The sequence below is a fragment of the Pseudotabrizicola sp. genome, from assembly GCF_030684215.1.
GTDB lineage: Bacteria > Pseudomonadota > Alphaproteobacteria > Rhodobacterales > Rhodobacteraceae > Pseudotabrizicola.
In genome coordinates this window covers 19,507-37,410 of record NZ_JAUXOV010000041.1, presented here as the reverse complement: position 1 = coordinate 37,410, position 17,904 = coordinate 19,507, and the positions used below count along the sequence as shown (strand labels likewise).

Annotated in this window: 19 protein-coding genes; 18 read left to right on the top strand and 1 reads right to left on the bottom strand. The window is 62.0% G+C overall.

What is annotated here, in order from left to right; genetic code table 11:
• Nucleotides 1-65: 65 nt before the first annotated feature.
• The 18 genes from Q8K08_RS08575 to Q8K08_RS08490 all read left to right on the top strand — a co-directional run bounded on the left by Q8K08_RS08575 (nucleotide 66) and on the right by Q8K08_RS08490 (nucleotide 17,331).
• Complete coding sequence (locus Q8K08_RS08575; protein WP_304798158.1) at nucleotides 66-935, top strand: polyprenyl synthetase family protein; 870 nt, start codon at nucleotides 66-68, stop codon at nucleotides 933-935.
• 3 nt (nucleotides 936-938) lie between these two features.
• Nucleotides 939-2,054: a methyltransferase gene (locus Q8K08_RS08570; protein ID WP_305249781.1), complete on the top strand. Its 1,116-nt coding sequence runs from the start codon at nucleotides 939-941 to the stop codon at nucleotides 2,052-2,054.
• 158 nt (nucleotides 2,055-2,212) lie between these two features.
• Nucleotides 2,213-3,157 (top strand): chlorophyll synthesis pathway protein BchC, encoded by a 945-nt coding sequence (gene bchC, locus Q8K08_RS08565; protein WP_305249780.1) that lies wholly within the window; start codon nucleotides 2,213-2,215, stop codon nucleotides 3,155-3,157.
• Complete coding sequence (locus Q8K08_RS08560; RefSeq protein WP_304803130.1) at nucleotides 3,154-4,158, top strand: chlorophyllide a reductase iron protein subunit X; 1,005 nt, start codon at nucleotides 3,154-3,156, stop codon at nucleotides 4,156-4,158. Before bchC ends, Q8K08_RS08560 begins: the two co-directional genes overlap by 4 nt.
• Before the next feature lie 162 nt (nucleotides 4,159-4,320).
• Nucleotides 4,321-5,763, top strand: a complete 1,443-nt coding sequence (gene bchY / locus Q8K08_RS08555; protein ID WP_304803136.1) for a chlorophyllide a reductase subunit Y — start codon at nucleotides 4,321-4,323, stop codon at nucleotides 5,761-5,763.
• Nucleotides 5,764-5,824: 61 nt separating this feature from the next.
• Nucleotides 5,825-7,312 (top strand): chlorophyllide a reductase subunit Z, encoded by a 1,488-nt coding sequence (gene bchZ, locus Q8K08_RS08550; RefSeq protein ID WP_304803128.1) that lies wholly within the window; start codon nucleotides 5,825-5,827, stop codon nucleotides 7,310-7,312.
• Complete coding sequence (gene pufQ / locus Q8K08_RS08545) at nucleotides 7,309-7,521, top strand: cytochrome PufQ (protein ID WP_304803126.1); 213 nt, start codon at nucleotides 7,309-7,311, stop codon at nucleotides 7,519-7,521. Before bchZ ends, pufQ begins: the two co-directional genes overlap by 4 nt.
• 159 nt (nucleotides 7,522-7,680) lie before the next feature.
• Nucleotides 7,681-7,830 (top strand): light-harvesting antenna LH1, beta subunit, encoded by a 150-nt coding sequence (gene pufB / locus Q8K08_RS08540; RefSeq protein ID WP_100198094.1) that lies wholly within the window; start codon nucleotides 7,681-7,683, stop codon nucleotides 7,828-7,830.
• 13 nt (nucleotides 7,831-7,843) lie between these two features.
• Complete coding sequence (gene pufA, locus Q8K08_RS08535) at nucleotides 7,844-8,017, top strand: light-harvesting antenna LH1, alpha subunit (protein WP_304803121.1); 174 nt, start codon at nucleotides 7,844-7,846, stop codon at nucleotides 8,015-8,017.
• 127 nt (nucleotides 8,018-8,144) lie between these two features.
• Nucleotides 8,145-8,993 (top strand): photosynthetic reaction center subunit L, encoded by an 849-nt coding sequence (gene pufL, locus Q8K08_RS08530; RefSeq protein ID WP_304803119.1) that lies wholly within the window; start codon nucleotides 8,145-8,147, stop codon nucleotides 8,991-8,993.
• The gene (pufM, locus tag Q8K08_RS08525) at nucleotides 8,986-9,909 is read left to right on the top strand and encodes a photosynthetic reaction center subunit M (RefSeq protein WP_304803117.1); all 924 of its coding nucleotides are present in this window, start codon (nucleotides 8,986-8,988) and stop codon (nucleotides 9,907-9,909) included. Before pufL ends, pufM begins: the two co-directional genes overlap by 8 nt.
• 9 nt (nucleotides 9,910-9,918) lie before the next feature.
• Nucleotides 9,919-10,161, top strand: coding sequence for an RC-LH1 core complex protein PufX (gene pufX / locus Q8K08_RS08520; RefSeq protein WP_304803115.1), 243 nt, complete (start codon nucleotides 9,919-9,921; stop codon nucleotides 10,159-10,161).
• Nucleotides 10,162-10,362: 201 nt separating this feature from the next.
• Nucleotides 10,363-12,288 (top strand): 1-deoxy-D-xylulose-5-phosphate synthase, encoded by a 1,926-nt coding sequence (gene dxs / locus Q8K08_RS08515; protein ID WP_305249778.1) that lies wholly within the window; start codon nucleotides 10,363-10,365, stop codon nucleotides 12,286-12,288.
• 178 nt (nucleotides 12,289-12,466) lie between these two features.
• On the top strand, nucleotides 12,467-13,465 hold the full coding sequence (locus Q8K08_RS08510; protein ID WP_305249776.1) for a hypothetical protein: 999 nt from the start codon (nucleotides 12,467-12,469) through the stop codon (nucleotides 13,463-13,465).
• 1 nt (nucleotide 13,466) lies between these two features.
• Nucleotides 13,467-14,147, top strand: coding sequence for a hypothetical protein (locus Q8K08_RS08505; RefSeq protein WP_305249775.1), 681 nt, complete (start codon nucleotides 13,467-13,469; stop codon nucleotides 14,145-14,147).
• A gap of 129 nt (nucleotides 14,148-14,276) precedes the next feature.
• Nucleotides 14,277-14,930: a protein-L-isoaspartate O-methyltransferase gene (locus Q8K08_RS08500; protein WP_304804412.1), complete on the top strand. Its 654-nt coding sequence runs from the start codon at nucleotides 14,277-14,279 to the stop codon at nucleotides 14,928-14,930.
• Nucleotides 14,931-15,004: 74 nt separating this feature from the next.
• On the top strand, nucleotides 15,005-16,366 hold the full coding sequence (locus tag Q8K08_RS08495; RefSeq protein ID WP_305249773.1) for a TolC family outer membrane protein: 1,362 nt from the start codon (nucleotides 15,005-15,007) through the stop codon (nucleotides 16,364-16,366).
• Nucleotides 16,367-16,542: 176 nt separating this feature from the next.
• Nucleotides 16,543-17,331 carry a hypothetical protein gene (locus Q8K08_RS08490; RefSeq protein ID WP_304800653.1) on the top strand — a complete coding sequence of 263 codons (789 nt, stop codon included), beginning with the start codon at nucleotides 16,543-16,545 and terminating at the stop codon, nucleotides 17,329-17,331.
• A 70-nt stretch (nucleotides 17,332-17,401) separates the two neighbouring features.
• Here Q8K08_RS08490 and Q8K08_RS08485 read toward each other — a convergent pair whose 3' ends face one another.
• A complete protein-coding gene (locus Q8K08_RS08485; protein WP_103333163.1) occupies nucleotides 17,402-17,728 on the bottom strand; it encodes a DUF6280 family protein in 327 nt (108 codons plus the stop codon).
• Nucleotides 17,729-17,904: the final 176 nt, after the last annotated feature.

The window sequence follows — 17,904 nt, the reverse complement described above, 5'->3', positions numbered from 1 at the left end:
TTAGTTTACACATGCGACGCAGACTGCCACGATAAGGCCGATACAACGTCAGTAAGGGGCGGCGCATGGCACTGGACGGGCGGATTGAAGCGGCGATGATGCAGGCGATGGCGATAGCGCAATCGGGCGCGGCCCCGCCGCGACTCGGGGCGGCTTTGCCCTATGCGGTGTTTCCGGGCGGCGCGCGGATCAGACCTACGATTCTGATGTCGGTGGCGCTGGCCTGTGGCGACGACCACCCCGGCCTGACCGATGCGGCGGCGGCCGCGCTAGAGCTGATCCATTGCGCCAGCCTTGTCCATGATGACCTGCCCGCCTTTGACAATGCCGATGTGCGGCGCGGCAAGGCGACCGTGCACCGCGCCTTTGGCGAGCCTTTGGCGGTGCTGGCGGGCGACAGTCTGATCGTGCTGGCGTTTGAGGTGCTGGCGCGTGCGGGGGGCAATGCGCCCGACCGCGCGTTGCGGCTGGTGTCGCATCTGGCGCAGCGCACGGGCATGCCGCTTGGCATCTGCGCAGGCCAGGGCTGGGAGAGCGAGACGCAGATCAACCTTGACGCCTATCACCGCGCCAAGACCGGCGCGCTGTTCATTGCGGCCACCCAGATGGGGGCCATTGCTGCGGGTCAGGATGCCGAACCGTGGGAAGAACTGGGCGCGCGGATCGGGTCGGCGTTTCAGGTTGCCGACGATCTGAAGGACGCGCTTCTGGGTGTCGAGGATATGGGCAAACCTGCCGGGCAGGACGCGGCGCATGGCCGCCCCTCGGCGGTGGCCGAACTGGGCGTTTCTGGTGCGGTGGCCCATTTGCGTGATATTCTTGGCGGCGCGATTGCGTCGATCCCGGCCTGTCCGGGCGAGGCGATGCTGGCCAAGATGGTCCGCGCCTATGCCGAAAAGATGACCCCGGCGCGGCTGACCGCCGCCAAGGGCTAAGCCATGGCCGATCTGCCCTTGCAGGGGCCAGTCCGGGCGCGCAGATCAGGGCCGGGATGGCTGACACGGGTTGCGATGTCGCCAAAATTTCATGCTATTATTGAACGTATTCCGGGCCTTAGGTTGAAGTCGCGCGCTGAAGGGCGAGCGCTTTTCGATGTGGTGTCGGGCTTTGTGCAATCGCAGACCCTGCTGGCGCTGGTTGAACTGCGCGTGCTGCACAGGCTGGCCGACGGGGCTGCGACGACCCCGGCGCTTGGCCTGCTGGCGGGGGTGCCAGAGCCGCGCATGGCGATATTGCTGCAAGCCGGGGCGGCGCTGAAGCTGCTGCGATTTGCGCGCGGGGCGTGGCATCTGACCCCACGCGGAGGGGCCTTTCTGACCGTGCCGGGGCTAGAGGCTATGGTGCGCCACCATGATGTCCTGTACCGCGACCTGACCGATCCGGTGGCGTTTTTCAGGGGGGATACCCAGCCGGAACTGGCGCGGTTCTGGCCCTATGTTTTCGGTGCGGGTGGCGCGGCTGACCCCACGCTTGCCGCGCGCTACAGCCAATTGATGGCTGACAGTCAGGCGCTGGTTGCTGCCGACACCCTGCGGTTGGTCAACCTGTCCGGCACCCGGCATCTGATGGATGTGGGTGGCGGCACGGGGGCGTTTTTGCAGGCGGTCCAAGCGCAATATCCCAAGCTGGATCTGACGTTGTTTGACCTGCCCGCCGTGGTCAGTGGCGCGCCAGCCTTGCAACGCCTGACTGTGTATCCGGGCAGTTTTCGCGACGATCCGTTGCCACGCGGCGCTGACGCGATCAGCCTGATCCGGGTGCTGTATGACCATGCCGATGCCACTGTGGCGGCCCTTCTGGCGCAGGTTCATGCCGCTTTGCCACCCGGTGGGCGAGTGATAATTTCCGAACCCATGTCCGGCGGCGCTCGCCCTGATCCGGCCACCGATGTGTATTTTGCAGTTTACACTTTGGCGATGCAGACCGGGCGCACGCGGTCTGCTGCCGACATTGCGGACTTGCTTGCCGCCGCCGGGTTTACGGCGGTGCGGTCTTTGCCCGGTCCACGGCCTTATGTGACCTCGGCAATCACCGCTGAACGGTCGGCGGGCTAAGGGCTGCCGATATTTTCAACGCCCCGCGCGCCTATCTGCCAAAAATGTGTCCATTTAAATTGACACTGGCGATTGTAAGGTTAAACTTACACATAACGCAAAGAGCCCGGCCATCTGCGACTCTATGTCGCGAAGGGACGGGAAGGGGAGGCCACCACGTGAGAACAACCGCTGTCATCCTGTCCGGCCCCCGCGATCTGGGACTTGGCACGTTGGGCCTTACCGCCCCGACAGCAGGTGATCTGGTGGTCGAGGTTTCGCATTCCGGCATCTCTACCGGCACGGAAAAGCTGTTCTGGTCCGGCACAATGCCGCCGTTTCCGGGCATGGGCTATCCGCTTGTGCCCGGCTACGAATCCTTTGGTGAGGTGGTCGAGGCCGCCCCTGAAAGCGGCTACCGGGTGGGCGAGCATGTGTTCGTGCCGGGGGCCAATTGTTATACCGCCAATGTGCGGGGGCTGTTTGGTGGCGCGTCGCGCCATCTGGTAACGCCTGCATCGCGGGTCGCCCGGATGGACCGCAGCATGGGCGCGACCGGCGCGCTTCTGGCTCTTGCCGCAACCGCGCGCCATGCCCTTGCTGGCTTCAATACCGCGTTGCCCGATTTGATCGTGGGGCATGGCACCCTTGGCCGCCTGCTTGCGCGGTTGACTGTCGCCGCCGGTGCGCCTGCGCCAACCGTGTGGGACACAAACCCCGCCCGCCGCGACGGCGCGATCGGCTATGATGTGATCGACCCCGCCGATGATACCCGCCGCGATTATCGCGCAATTTACGATGCCAGTGGCGCGCCCGGTCTGCTGGACCAATTGGTGATGCGTCTGGCCAAAGGCGGCGAGATTGTGCTGGCCGGGTTCTATACCGAACCAGTCGCCTTCGCCTTCCCGCCCGCGTTCATGCGCGAGGCGCGCTTTCGCATCGCCGCTGAATGGAACGCCGACGACCTGACCGCCACGCGGACCCTGATCGAAAGCGGCGCCTTGTCGCTGTCGGGCCTGATCACCCACACCCGTCCGGCACGTGACGCAACAGGGGCCTACCAAACGGCTTTTGAAGACGCGTCCTGCCTGAAGATGATCCTAGACTGGAGCGGCCAAGCATGACCCTTGATATCCCTAATCTGAAGGATTTCGACGCCCGCCTGCGCGATGAAGCGCATGAAGAGCCAACGCTTGAGGTGCCGCAGGGCGAGCCTACCAAGCACACCCAGATCATCGCGATCTATGGCAAGGGTGGCATCGGGAAGTCGTTCACGCTGGCCAACCTGTCCCACATGATGGCCGAAATGGGCAAGCGTGTGCTTCTGATCGGCTGTGATCCAAAGTCTGACACGACCTCGCTTTTGTTCGGCGGCAAGGCCTGCCCGACCATTATTGAGACCTCGACCCGGAAGAAACTGGCGGGCGAAGAGGTGAAGATTGGCGACGTCTGCTTCAAACGCGGCGGCGTCTTTGCGATGGAACTTGGCGGGCCGGAAGTGGGCCGCGGTTGCGGCGGTCGCGGCATCATCCACGGCTTTGAGTTGCTGGAAAAGCTGGGCTTCCACGACTGGGATTTCGACTATGTCCTCTTGGATTTCCTAGGCGATGTGGTCTGCGGCGGCTTCGGTCTGCCGATCGCCCGCGACATGGCGCAAAAGGTGATCCTTGTCGCGTCAAACGATCTGCAATCCTTGTATGTCGCCAACAACGTCTGCTCGGCGGTGGAGTATTTCCGGCGTCTGGGAGGCAATGTCGGCATTGCGGGGTTGGTCATCAACAAGGATGACGGCACGGGCGAGGCTGCGGCCTTTGCCGAAGCGGTCAAGATTCCGGTGCTGGCCGCCATTCCGCAAGATGATGACCTGCGCAAGAAATCCGCGAATTATCAAATTGTTGGCAGCTACGAGTCGCAATGGGGCCCGATGTTTGCCGACCTTGCCACCGCCGTCGGCATCGCCCCCCCGGTGCGGCCTGCACCCCTGACCCAGGACGGCTTGCTGAACCTGTTCAGTGCTGAACACACCGGCGCCGATTTTGTGCTGACCCCGGCCACCGACGCCGACATGCGCGGCAAGTTCGCCAATGTGAAAGCCTCGCTGGAAGTGGTGTATGACAATGTTTGATCTCGACACCTTAGCAAAAATCGAAGCGGCGCTGCGCGACATGCAGCGCAAGGCGGGGTCGAAATGACCAGCATCCGCCATGCCGCCCCCGACCAGCCCCCGGTGACAGGGCAAGCCCTGCCATCACTGGACGGCCAGGGGTGCCATGCCGGAGCGGGCGCGATGCAAGAGGCAGCACGGGCGGCCGGGAACTCTGAACTTCTCAACCGTTACGCGAAAGATTACCCGCAAGGCCCCCATGATAAACCGCAATCCATGTGCCCGGCCTTCGGCAGCTTGCGCGTGGGCCTGCGTATGCGGCGGGTGGCGACGGTGCTGTCAGGGTCTGCCTGCTGCGTCTATGGGCTGACGTTCGTGTCGCATTTCTACGGCGCGCGGAGGTCGGTGGGCTATGTGCCCTTCAACTCGGAATCGTTGGTGACTGGCAAGCTGTTTGAAGACATCCGCGACGCGGTGCACGAGCTGGCCGACCCAGACCGCTATGATGCGGTCGTGGTGACCAACCTGTGCGTGCCAACCGCCAGCGGCGTGCCGCTGCGGCTGTTGCCCAATGAAATCAACGGCGTGCGCATTGTGGGCATCGACGTGCCCGGCTTTGGCGTGCCCACCCATGCCGAGGCCAAGGATGTGTTGGCGGGCGCAATGCTTGCCTATGCCCGGGCCGAGATCATGGCAGGCCCTGTGGCCGCCCCTGCGCAAGGCCGCTCGGATCGCCCGACGGTGGCCCTGTTGGGCGAGATGTTCCCGGCTGATCCGATGATGATCGGTGCGATGCTGGCCCCGATGGGCCTTGCCGCCGGTCCTGTGGTGCCCTGCCGCGAATGGCGCGAGCTGTATGCGGCGCTTGATTCCAAGGTCGTGGCTGCAATCCACCCATTCTATTCCGCCGCCGTCCGCGAGTTTCAGGCCGCAGGCCGTACTGTCGTTGGCTCGGCCCCAGTGGGCTATGACGGCACGATGGCATGGCTGCAAAACATCGGCGAAGCCTATGATGTGGCACCCGAAAAGATCATCGCCGCCCAGAACGCCTTTGGTGGCGCCATCAAATCTGCGCTCGCCGCCAACCCGATCAAAGGTCGGATCACGCTGTCGGGCTATGAGGGTTCCGAACTTCTGGTCGCGCGCTTACTGATCGAAAGCGGCGCAGATGTGGCTTACGTCGGCACCGCCTGCGCCCGCACCGACTGGAGCGAGGCCGACCGTGCATGGCTTGCCGACAAGGGCGTCGCGGTAAAGTTCCGCGCCAGCCTGGAGGACGATTGCGCCGCGATGGAGGGCTTCCAACCTGATCTCGCCATCGGCACAACGCCAGTTGTGCAAAAAGCCAAAGAGCTTGGAATTCCAGCACTTTACTTCACCAACCTCATCTCTGCGCGCCCGTTGATGGGCCCGGCAGGGGCTGGGTCGCTGGCGCAGGTCATTAACGCTGCCATGGGCAACAAGGCCCGGATGATTGGCATGAAAGCCTTCTTTGAAGGTGTGGGCACCGGCGACACCGCTGGCATCTGGGAGGGCGCGCCCAATCTGCGCCCCGATTTCCGCGCCGCACATCAAAAGAAACTCGACAAGCTGGCCCGCGCCGCAAAAGCGGAGGAGATGATTTGACCACTCCGCTTTCATCTTGGCAAAAATACTCATGTTGCGCGCGCTGCGCGGGGAGGTCCGCATGTTAGTGCAGGATCACGACCGGGCAGGCGGCTACTGGGGGGCGATCTACGCTTTTTGCGCTGTCAAAGGCTTGCAGGTGGTCATCGACGGCCCGGTGGGCTGCGAAAACCTGCCCGTGACCTCGGTTCTGCACTACACCGACGCGCTGCCGCCGCATGAGTTGCCCATCGTCGTCACCGGTCTGGCCGAGGATGAGATGTCATCGGGCACCGAAGCGTCGATGGCGCGGGCGTGGAAAACGCTGGATCCGGCGCTGCCGGCTGTTGTGGTCACGGGCTCGATTGCCGAGATGATCGGCGGCGGGGTCACGCCTGCTGGCACCAATATTCAACGCTTCCTGCCGCGCACCATTGATGAGGACCAATGGCAATGTGCTGACCGGGCGATGACCTGGATCTTCACCGAATTTGGCATGACCAAGGGCCGGATGCCGCTGGAGAAAAAGCGCGAACCCGGTGACAAGCCTCGCGTCAACATCCTTGGCCCGATGTATGGCACCTTCAACATGGCGTCGGACCTCTACGAGATCCGCCGTCTGATTGAGGGCATGGGCGCGCAGGTCAACATGGTGATGCCGCTTGGCGCTCATCTGGCCGAGATGCGCAATCTGGTGAATGCTGATGTCAACATCGTCATGTACCGCGAATTTGGCCGGGGTCTGGCCGAGGTTCTGGGCAAGCCCTACCTGCAAGCACCCTTTGGCCTTGAATCGACAACCAAATTCCTGCGCACCCTGGGCGAACTCTTGGGGCTTGACCCGGAACCATTCATCGAGCGTGAAAAACACTCGACGCTCAAGCCAGTGTGGGATTTGTGGCGGTCCGTCACGCAGGATTTCTTTGCCACCGCCAGTTTCGCCATCGTCGCCAATGAAACCTATGCGCGCGGCGTGCGGGCGTATCTGGAAGACGACCTTGGCCTGCCTTGCGCTTTTGCGGTTTCCCGTGTGGCGGGCAAGAAGACCAATAACGAAGCGGTGCGGGCCGATCTGAAAAAGCACCGCCCTCTGATCGTGATGGGGTCGATCAACGAGAAGATGTATCTGGCGGAACTCAAGGGCGGGCATGGCCCGGCCCCCAGTTTCATTGCCGCAAGTTTTCCGGGGGCCGCTATCCGGCGCCACACCGGCACGCCGTTCATGGGCTATGCGGGCGCGGTCTGGATCTTGCAGGAGGTCTGCAACGGTCTGTTTGAAGCCCTGTTCCACATCCTGCCCTTGGGCACCGATATGGACTCGGCAGCCGCCACGCCGACCACGCTGCGGCGCGATTTTCCGTGGGATCTAGATGCGCAGGCAGCCCTTGATCGCATCGTTTCCGAACATCCGGTGTTGACCCGGATATCTGCCGCCAAATCCCTCCGGGATGCAGCGGAAAAGGCCGCGCTCGACCATGGGGCCGAGCGGGTAATTATCGAATTTGTCGAAGGTCTGCGCGGGGATGCCCGCAAGTCCGAGACGCAAGACAGCAAGGGAGGCACGACATGAGTGACCAGACCGCAGGCGGGCATGCGCACCGCACGCCAAAAGCCGAGTTCTACATGTATTTCGCACTGATCTTCATGGTTGCAGTGCCCTTGTCCCTTGGGGCCTGGGCCTGGTCTGTGATCCGCCATCAGCGCCTGCCGGTGCATGGGCCGCTGGCCCGCGCCTGGCTTGAGGCCAAGGCGATCACGCCCGCGATATTCCGACCCTGAGGGGCCGGCTGATTTTCCTTCCGCCGCGCCCGTCGGAAGCCATCGCTTCGCCTCTCCGCAAATCATCGTGGGTGGGTGAAAAACTCGGAAAGGCACTCCGCCGATCCGTGACCTACGCCGCAGGGTTTGCGGCGGCAGTCTCCAAATCCGGAGGATAACATGGCTGATAGAACCGACCTGAGCTTCACAGGTCTTACCGACGAGCAGGCGCAAGAACTGCATTCCGTTTACATGAGCGGGCTTTGGCTTTTCACAGCCATCGCCGTGGTTGCTCATCTGGCGGTCTACATCTGGCGCCCTTGGTTCTGAGGAGGATCACACAATGTCGAAATTTTACAAAATCTGGCTGATCTTCGATCCCCGTCGCGTTTTCGTGGCACAGGGCGTTTTCCTGTTCCTGTTGGCGGCGATGATCCATCTCGTTCTGCTGTCGAACCCATCCTACAACTGGTTCGACATTGCAGCGGCGAAATACAACCGCGTGGCTGCGGAGTAATCCGTGCCTCTCTCGTGGGCGGCTCGCTGGTCGGGTCGCCCGCGGACATCAAACAAAATTCAAGTCGGCCCCCCATGGCGCATCCTGCCCATGACGGGACCGCCTCCATAAACGCGGAGAGGGAAGCATGGCACTGCTCAGCTTCGAACGAAAATACCGCGTGCCGGGCGGCACGCTTGTCGGCGGGAACCTGTTCGACTTCTGGGTCGGCCCTTTCTACGTCGGCTTCTTTGGAGTCGTGGGCTTTTTCTTTGCTGCCCTCGGCACCCTTTTGATCTTTTACGGTGCAAGCCTTCAGGGAACGTGGAACCCTTGGCTGATCTCTATTGCACCACCGCCTGTTGAAATGGGCCTTGCCGCGGCACCGCTGCGTGAAGGCGGATTATGGCAGGTTATCACCATCTGTGCGATCGGGGCTTTCGTGTCCTGGGCGCTGCGCGAGGTCGAGATTTGCCGCAAGCTGGGCATGGGCTTTCATGTGCCTGTGGCCTTTGGTGTCGCGATTTTCGCCTATCTGACACTGGTGGTCATCCGTCCGGTCCTGATGGGGGCCTGGGGCTATGCCTTTCCCTACGGGATCTGGACGCACCTCGATTGGGTGTCAAACACCGGGTATCAATACGGCAACTTCCACTACAACCCGGCCCATATGATCGCGGTAAGCTTTTTCTTCACCACGGCTTTAGCGCTGTCCTTGCATGGCGCGCTGATCCTGTCGGCGGCCAACCCTGAAAAGGGCAAGGAAATGCGCACCCCGGATCATGAAGACACCTATTTCCGCGATCTGATCGGGTATTCGGTCGGCACGCTTGGCATCCACCGTGTGGGCCTGCTGCTGGCGCTGAACGCGGGTTTCTGGTCGGCAATCTGTATCGTGATTTCCGGGACCATCTGGTTCGACCAATGGGTCGTCTGGTGGGACTGGTGGCTGAACCTGCCTTGGTGGGCCAATATTGAGGGAGGCGTAAATGGCTGAGTATCAAAACATCTTCACTCAGGTCCAAGTGCGCGCCGAGCCTGAAATGGGCATGGTCGAGGGCGTTGAGTTGTTCAACCGCACCAAAGGGGCCAGCTTTTCCAACCTTGCAGGCTGGCTTGGCAACGCGCAGCTGGGGCCGATCTATCTGGGCACCATGGGTGTGATCTCTTTGGCGGCTGGTGCCATCTGGTTCATGACCGTAGGCGCATGGTTCTGGTATCAGGCGGGGTTGAACCCGGCTGTGTTCCTGCGCGATCTGTTCTGGTTCAGTCTGGAACCACCGGCCGAAGAATACGGCCTTGGCTTTGCGCCGATTGCCGAAGGCGGGTTGTGGATCATTGCCAGTTTCTTCTTGCTGATCAGTGTCTGCGCCTGGTGGGTGCGCACCTATCTGCGCGCTGAAGCCCTTGGGATGGGCAAGCATGTGGCCTGGGCCTTTGCCTCTGCCATCTGGTTGTTTCTGGTGCTGGGCCTGTTCCGTCCGATCCTGATGGGATCGTGGAGCCATGCCGTGCCTTATGGCATCTTCAGCCATCTGGACTGGACCAACCTGTTCAGCCTGACCTACGGCAACCTGTTCTATAACCCGTTCCACGCGCTTTCGATTGTGTTCCTGTATGGATCAGCCCTGCTGTTTGCCATGCACGGGGCAACCATTCTTGCCGTCTCCCGCTTCGGCGGTGACCGCGAGCTGGAACAGATCGTGGACCGTGGCACGGCATCGGAACGGGCGGCCCTGTTCTGGCGCTGGACCATGGGGTTCAACGCCACGATGGAAGGAATTCACCGTTGGGCCTGGTGGTTTGCCGTTCTGGTGACGCTGACTGGCGGGATCGGGATTTTGTTGACCGGAACTGTGGTGGACAACTGGTTTGTCTGGGCACAGGACCACGGCTACGCACCGCTGGATTGAGGGGATACTATGTCTGACAAACCGTTTTATCAGGATGAGAACCCGACAATCCGCCTGCGCACCTGGGCCTTTGGCCAAATGGTGTGGGGGGCCTTTCTGGCTGGAGTGTGTTTGCTGGGGATCGGGATCTTTTTCGGCGTGATCTATGCCATCGGGCTCTTGCTGCCCGAGGAAAGCCGCCAGACCCCGGACCCGATGCCAAGATCCAGCCTTGAACAACCGCTGACAGTTCAGGGCAACGATCTGGCCTGAGCTTTGCGCGCGGGCGGTTCGCCGCCCGTGCCAACCATATTCGGGCCATAAAGCCGGTCCGGATCCGGGGCACAACCACAGCCCGGTTCCCTTCCTGTTGGCGACAGGGACCTGGTGCCGTGTGGAGGTGATCCATACGGCACTTTTTTGTCTTTTGGCCCCTGAGCGGGCCAAGGCATCACCGCTTTGGAGGACGCGACCATGAGCGAGCATAGCATTCACACCCCGACCCTTGACCGGGTGTCCGGCCCCGCCGACCTCAAGGCGCTGACCGATGCCGAGTTGAAGCTGCTGGCCGATGAGTTGCGACGCGAAACCATTGAGGTCGTCAGCCGCACAGGCGGGCACCTTGGGTCATCTTTGGGGGTGGTCGAGCTGACGGTCGCCATTCATGCGGTGTTCAACACGCCGATGGACAAGCTGATCTGGGATGTGGGCCACCAGTGCTATCCGCACAAGATTTTGACCGGTCGGCGCGATCGGATGCTGACCTTGCGCCAGGCGGGGGGGCTGTCGGGGTTCACCAAACGGGCGGAGTCTGAATACGACCCCTTTGGCGCGGCCCATTCCAGCACCTCGATTTCTGCGGCGCTTGGCTTTGCGGTGGGGCGTGAATGCGGCATGCCGGTAGGCGATACGATTGCGGTGATCGGGGACGGCGCCATCACCGCCGGCATGGCCTATGAGGCGATGAACCACGCGGGCCATCTTAAAAGCCGGATGTTCGTGATCCTGAACGATAACGACATGAGCATCGCGCCACCTGTAGGGGCCTTGCAGAAATACCTCAACGATATCGCCGTAAAAGGCCCGCTGGCCACGCTGAAAGCCGTGGCCGAAGGGGTCGAGGCGCATTTGCCGGGCGGTATCCGCGACGGCGCACGCCGCGCGCGTCAGATGGTGACGGGGATGCCGGGCGGTGGCACCTTGTTCGAGGAGTTCGGCTTTACCTATATCGGCCCGGTCGATGGCCATGACATGCCACAACTGCTGGCCACCTTGCGCGCGGCACGGGCGCGGGCGACGGGGCCGGTACTGATCCATGCGGTGACGGTCAAGGGCAAGGGCTATGCGCCTGCCGAGGGCGCGGATGACAAGTATCACGGGGTTGCCAAATTCGACGTGGCGACCGGCGCGCAGGTCAAGTCAAAGTCCAATGCGCCAAGCTATACAAGCGTGTTCGGGCAGCGCCTGACGGACGAGGCCGCACGCGATCCGCGCGTGGTGGGGATCACCGCCGCCATGCCGGGTGGCACGGGGCTGGATATGATGGCGCGGCGCTTTCCGGCGCGGGTGTTTGATGTGGGCATTGCCGAGCAGCATGGTGTGACTTTTGCTGCGGGGCTGGCGGCATCAGGCATGAAGCCGTTCTGCGCGATTTACTCCAGCTTCCTGCAACGTGGATATGATCAGATCGTGCATGATGTGGCGTTGCAAAACCTGCCCGTGCGCTTTGCCATCGACCGGGCCGGGTTGGTGGGACAGGACGGGGCGACCCATGCCGGGGCCTTTGATGTGGCTTTCCTTGCCAACCTGCCCAATATGACTGTGATGGCCTGCGGTGACGAGGCCGACCTGTGCCACATGATCGCAACAGCGGTCGCGCATGACAGCGGGCCGATCGCGTTTCGCTATCCGCGCGGCGAGGGCATGGGTGTCGAGATGCCCGAACGCGGCCATCCGTTGGAGATCGGCAAAGGCCGTGTGCTGCGGCAGGGCAGTGACGTGGCCCTGCTGTCGTTCGGTGCACATCTGTCCGAGGTGCTGGTGGCGGCAGAGTTGCTGGAGGCTGAAGGGATCAGTGTGACCGTGGCCGATGCGCGCTTTGCCAAGCCGCTGGACCATGCGCTGATTGATACGCTGATCGAGGGGCACGAGGCACTGATCACGATAGAGCAGGGCAGCACCGGCGGCTTTGGTGCATTGGTCCTGCATTATCTGGCGGGATCTGGGCAGTTGGAGCGGGGTCGCGCGATCCGCACCATGGTTCTGCCCGATCAGTTCATTGATCAGGCGGCGCCGTCGCAGATGTATGAATGGGCTGGCTTGCAGGCCGGAGATATTGCCACCGCCGCGCGCGGCGCCTTGCGGCGGGATACGGTAGCCAAGGGGCTGCGGCTGGTCTGAGCTTTGCGTTTTGGGCTGGCGTGGACCGCCTCCGGCGGGAGTATTTCGAAAGCAGCAATGCACAAGGTTTGGTAGACCTGACCCTGCCAGCGCCTGATACGGGAGGATCAGGGTTGTCAAACGACGAGGCAGCCCGCAGTCTGTCCGGGTTGGGTGTTGGCATTTCAGGATCAATCAGATGTGGGATTTCTCAATCAGGCAGGCCTTGGGCCTGATGGGGCGGACGGCGCCTTTTGTGCTGTTTGGGGTGGTGGTCTATTTTGGCATCGCGCTTGCGCTGGTATTGGTGACGGGCACCGGGGCGGGGGTCGGCTATGGAGTCGGCGCCTTTGGTGATGAGGAGTTTCGCGCCTCCACCACCGGCTGGGGGGCATTCGCCGGTTTTGGTCTGACCGCCGGGGTGATCTTCTTTTTCCGCGACTACCTTTTGTATATCGTGAAGGCAGGCCATATCGCCGTGATGGTAGAGGCGATGCAGGGCCGCGATTTGCCGGGCGGGCAGGGCCAGATTGCCTATGCGCGCGGGATTGTGGCTGAGCGATTTGGCACGGCATCGGCGTTGTTCGGGCTGGATGTGGTCATCAAGGGGGTGGTGGGGGCCATCACCGGAATTGTGCAGGGCCTGTTGTCGATTTTGCCGATCCCCGGTCTGGACAAGATCATGGGTCTTGTGCGGGCCTATCTGCGGATGGCCGTTGGCTTGATGGATGAGGTGATTCTGGGGCATTTGCTGGCAACACGGTCGGAAAACCCGTGGAGGGGCGCGCAAGAGGCTTTGGTGCTGTATGGTCAGAACGCGCGGGTGATGATGGTGAACGCGGCCTGGCTTACGGCTATTGTCTGGGGGCTCTCGCTGATCGTATTTATGGTGATGCTGGCTCCGGCGGCGGGGATTGTCTGGCTGATGCCGGGCAATATGTCGGCGGCGGGCTTTCTGGTGGCGTTCATCTTTGCCTGGGCGGTAAAGGCGGCCTTGATCGAGCCGTTTGCCATTGCCTGCATGATGCAGGTCTTTTTCAAGGTGACGGCCGGACAGGTGCCAAACCCGGAATGGGTTGCAAAGCTGGAGGCGGCATCAGACAAGTTTCGTGATATGGGGGCCAAAGCAGCGGCCTGGGCCGGACGTGGCTTTGGCGGACGCGGGCGTGCGGCGCAAGCTGAACAGCAGGAGGTCTGACGTGCGGCAACGCGGTTTTTGGGCGCTGATCTGGGGACTGGCTTTGTGCCTGCCTGCGGGGGCAGAGCCAATCACGGTCAGCATCATTGCGCTTGTGCCCGAGGGGGGCGAGACGCGGCCAGTGTCCTGGTCTGCGGTGCCCCTGGATCTGCCCGAAGACGCGGATGTGATTGATGCGATGATCATGACGCCAGAGCCGGTTGACGGGCCGTGGCAGGTCGCGCTGGAGCCGGGGGACTATGTGATTTCGGGCTTCACCGAAGCCGAGCTTTACGAGACCACCGCCGCTGTAACCCCGCAGACCCGCATGATCGAGGTGCCGGTGCTGGCCATTGATCAGACCGTGGCGCTGCGCTGCGCCGAGGCGCGGTGCGATTTTACCGATGAGGCGACCGGTTTGCAGGCCACTTTGCCGGAAGGTTGGGCGGTGGACGCGCCCTATTTCGCCGATCTGGGCGACGGGGCGCTGGCCACCGAAATCTCGACCGTGTTTTTCGAGGATGTCGAGGGTGACGGGGGTGGAGTGTGGTTCCTGAACCCCGTTGACTGGATCACGGGCGATACCGGGCCATGCCGGACCGTAGAATTGGGCAATTTGTGCACCTTTGACCTGTCGCCCGCTGCCGAGGCGGCCTTTTCAGTGATCGCACCTGCACTACGGTTGGGCGCGACGGCTCCGTAAGCGGCGCAAAGATCGCAGAGGCAGAAAAACGCGTGGCGGATCTGCGGCGGGCCTGACTGTGCCGTTGCCCCCGCCGGGCAGATGTGGCAAGACAGAATTACAGCAAATCCAGACCCGTGAGTTCAGCCCATGACCGATTTCTCTGCCCGCCGCGTGATGATGGTAGACACTCAGGTGCGTCCGTCTGATGTGACCAAATTCCCCATCATCGAGGCCATGCTGAGCGTTCCGCGCGAAACCTTTGTGCCGCGCGACAAGCGCGAGGCGGCCTATATGGGGGAAAATCTGGTGTTGCGGCAGGGTCGTGTGGTGCTGGAGCCGCGCACTTTGGCCAAGCTGTTGGATGCGCTTGACATTCAACCAGACGAGATGGTGCTGGATCTGGGCTGTGGTCTTGGCTACTCGGCTGCTGTGCTGGCGCGTCTGGCCGATGCCGTGGTCGCGGTCGAAGAAGACGAGGCGATGGCGACCGAGGCGCAACAGCTTTTGTCGCAGGCATCGGTGGATAATGCGGCCGTGATCGTCGGACCGCTGGCAGAAGGCGCGGCCAAGCACGGGCCTTATGATGTGATCACGGTGCAGGGCGGGGTGGAAGTTGTGCCCGCAGCGCTGCTGGCGCAGTTGAAGGATGGCGGCCGGATTGCGGCTGTCTTTATGGAGGGCGCGCTGGGTGTTGCACGCGTCGGTTACAAGGCAGACGGCAAGGTAAGCTGGCGGTTTGTATTCAACGCTTCGGCCCCGGTATTGGCGGGCTTTGAGGCGGCTCATGATTTTGTTCTCTGAGGGTATATTTTTTCAACGGAAATCAGAACCTGGCGCGTAGAAGCTTGGGGACAAAGAGCAGGAGCGGTCGACATATGCGTGGATTTTTTGCGGCGACGGCAATTGCGGTCAGTGTCCTTGCTGCGCCGGTTGCGCAGGCCGAAACCCTGACCGATGCATTCATTGCGGCCTATCGTAACTCAAATCTGCTGGACAAACAGGCGGCGACCTTGCGGGCGGCAGATGAAGATGTGGCGCAGGCGATGGCCACGCTGCGCCCGGTGGTCGATTTTGCGATTTCCAGCGGCTACACGCGCAGCCAGCAAACCGCCAGCGGGCGGTTCACCGATGGGGTGCGCACCACCTTTGATCTGTCGACCTCTCTGGTTCTACTGGATTTCGGGCGCCGGGCCATTCGGATTGAAATTGCCAAAGAGTCGGTGCTGGCCACGCGGGAACTGCTGCGCAGCGTTGAACAGGACGTGCTGTTTGACGCGGTCGATGCCTATGTGACCGTGCAGGTCAATCAGCAGCTTTTGTCGCTGCGCAATTCGAACGTGCGTCTGGTGACGCAGGAATTGCGCGCGGCGCAAGACCGGTTCGAAGTGGGTGAGATCACCCGTACCGACGTATCGATCGCCGAAGCGCGTCTGGCGGCCGCACGGGCCGGGCTTGCTGCGGCAGAGGGCAACCTGATGGTCGCGCGTGAGGCGTTCAAGGCCGCAACCGGGGCCTATCCGCGCAATCTTGCGGCGCTGCCACGCTCGCCCAGCCTGCCTGCCTCGATGGAGGCTGCTCGTGCAGTGGCGCTTAAAACCCATCCTTCGATCCTTGTCGCGCAGCGTCGGGTGACGATCAACGATCTGGGCGTAGAGCTGCAAAAGGCTGGTTTCCGGCCCACGGTGTCTGCGCGCGCCGGGATTGGCATCAATGACTCGGGCGCGGAAAGCCAAAGCTTTGGCCTTTCGCTGAATCAACGGGTGTATTCCGGCGGCAATCAGGCGTCTTTGTTGCGCCAGTCGATTGCGGGGCGGGACGGCGCGCGGGCTGATCTGGCACAAGCGGGCGTGCTGATTGCCGAAGCCGTGGGCAATGCCTGGGCGGGGTTGGCAATTGCGAATGCGCAGGTGCAGGCGGGTGACCGGCAGATCCGCGCCTCGCAGACGGCGTTTGACGGCGTGCGCGAAGAAGCAAGCCTTGGCGCGCGTACCACGCTGGACGTCCTGAACGCCGAGCAGGAATTGCTTGATGCACGCGTTACGCGGATTCAGGCCGAGGCGCAGCGCTATCTGGGTGTTTACCGGGTGTTGCAAACCATGGGTCTGCTGTCGGTCGAGCATTTGAAGCTTGGAATCCCGACCTATGATCCAGCGGGCTATTATAATGCGGTGAAGAACGCCCCGGTGCATTCGGCGCAAGGCAAAAAACTGGACCGCATTCTGGAAAAACTCAAGTAAAGCCGGGCCAGCGGTCGGCATTGCAAATGCATTAACATGGTGTGCGCCATTTTCTTGTGCTGTGGCCTTTGGCGGATTACACTTGGCAAAACCAAGGACGGACAGCGGGTTTTCTGTGCTGTCCGTCAAGCCGGAAATGCGGCAGGAATACGGGCAGGGGCGCCATGTCGGAACCGATGAGCAGTCACGAAATTGAGGATGTCTTGTCCTCTATCCGCCGTTTGGTGTCAGAAGATCTGCGCCCGGCCCCGCGCGCGCCCGCAACACCCGAGCAGGCCGATACAGCTGCCTCTGACAAGCTACTGCTGACACCCGCCCTGCGTGTGGTGGCAGAACCCGATGCGCCGGACCCAACCGATTTTGCGGCAACCGAACCCGAGGCAGAGACTGCTCCGGTAGAGGATGTCGTGTCGCGTCTGGGGGCGGCGGTGACCGAGGATGAATGGGAATCTCCCTTTGGCGACCCGGAAATCTGGCCGGGTTCCGCGCAGGCTGATGTGTCAGACAGTGTAGCGCAGGGCTTTGTGGCGCGGGCCCGTGTGCCGCTGACCACGCCATCTGAAGATCAGGGCGCGGATGACATGCCTGAAGATTTCATGCAAAGTCCGATGGCCGCCTATGCCGAAGTGGAAGATGTGCTGGATGACCCATCATCCGCGCCCCCTGCGCCCGCGCGGGAGTCGCTGCGCACAGTAACACCGCCGCAAGATGACAGCGACTGGGCCGAAGCGGCAGAGGCGGCTGTGCGGGCCGATCTGGCGCATGATGTCGAGGATGAGGTGATCTTGGGCCTGGATGACGTGCAGGCGGGGGGCATGTTTGATGAGGACGTGCTGCGCGATCTTGTGCGCGATCTGATCCGGGATGAGCTTACCGGCGCTTTGGGCGAACGCATCACCCGCAATGTGCGCAAACTGGTGCGGGCAGAAATTGCCCGCGCGATGGCGCTGCGGGATTTTGAATAAGACCCGACCACAGGTCTGAAACACAAAACGCGCCCCGAGGGGCGCGTTTTGATGTGTCCAGCAGGATGAATCAGGCGGCTTCGCCCATTTCCGATTCCAGCGCGTGACGACGTTCGGATTCTTCGCGGCTCAGCGCGACAGAGGTTCGCACGCCTTTGGAGACAAACTCCATCAGACCCTTGACCACCCGCTCGTTCGGGTCGATCCCGGCACAGGACAGAACCTCGCGACCGTCGCGCGAGCGTGCCCAACGTGCAATTTGTTCAGGCCCATTGCCGTATTTTTTGTCATCTGCGATGGCATCGTCCAGCGCAGCAAGTACAACGGCAGCAAACAGCTTGCGCGCGCGTTGGCCTTGTTCGTAATTGAAAGCGGTGCTGTCAACGAAACCAGTCATGTGGGCAGTCCTTATTCTTGCTCTTGTCTTTCTCGGTGTCGGGCGAACCTAAACGTTTCGTAACGATTCGGCATTACCTCTTTTGCAATCCTGTCATGCACGTGATGCATAGCTGACGCAAAGGAATACTGTATTTAGTCTGCTTGCCCCGGTAGAACTGCCCAGATATAGGTGTG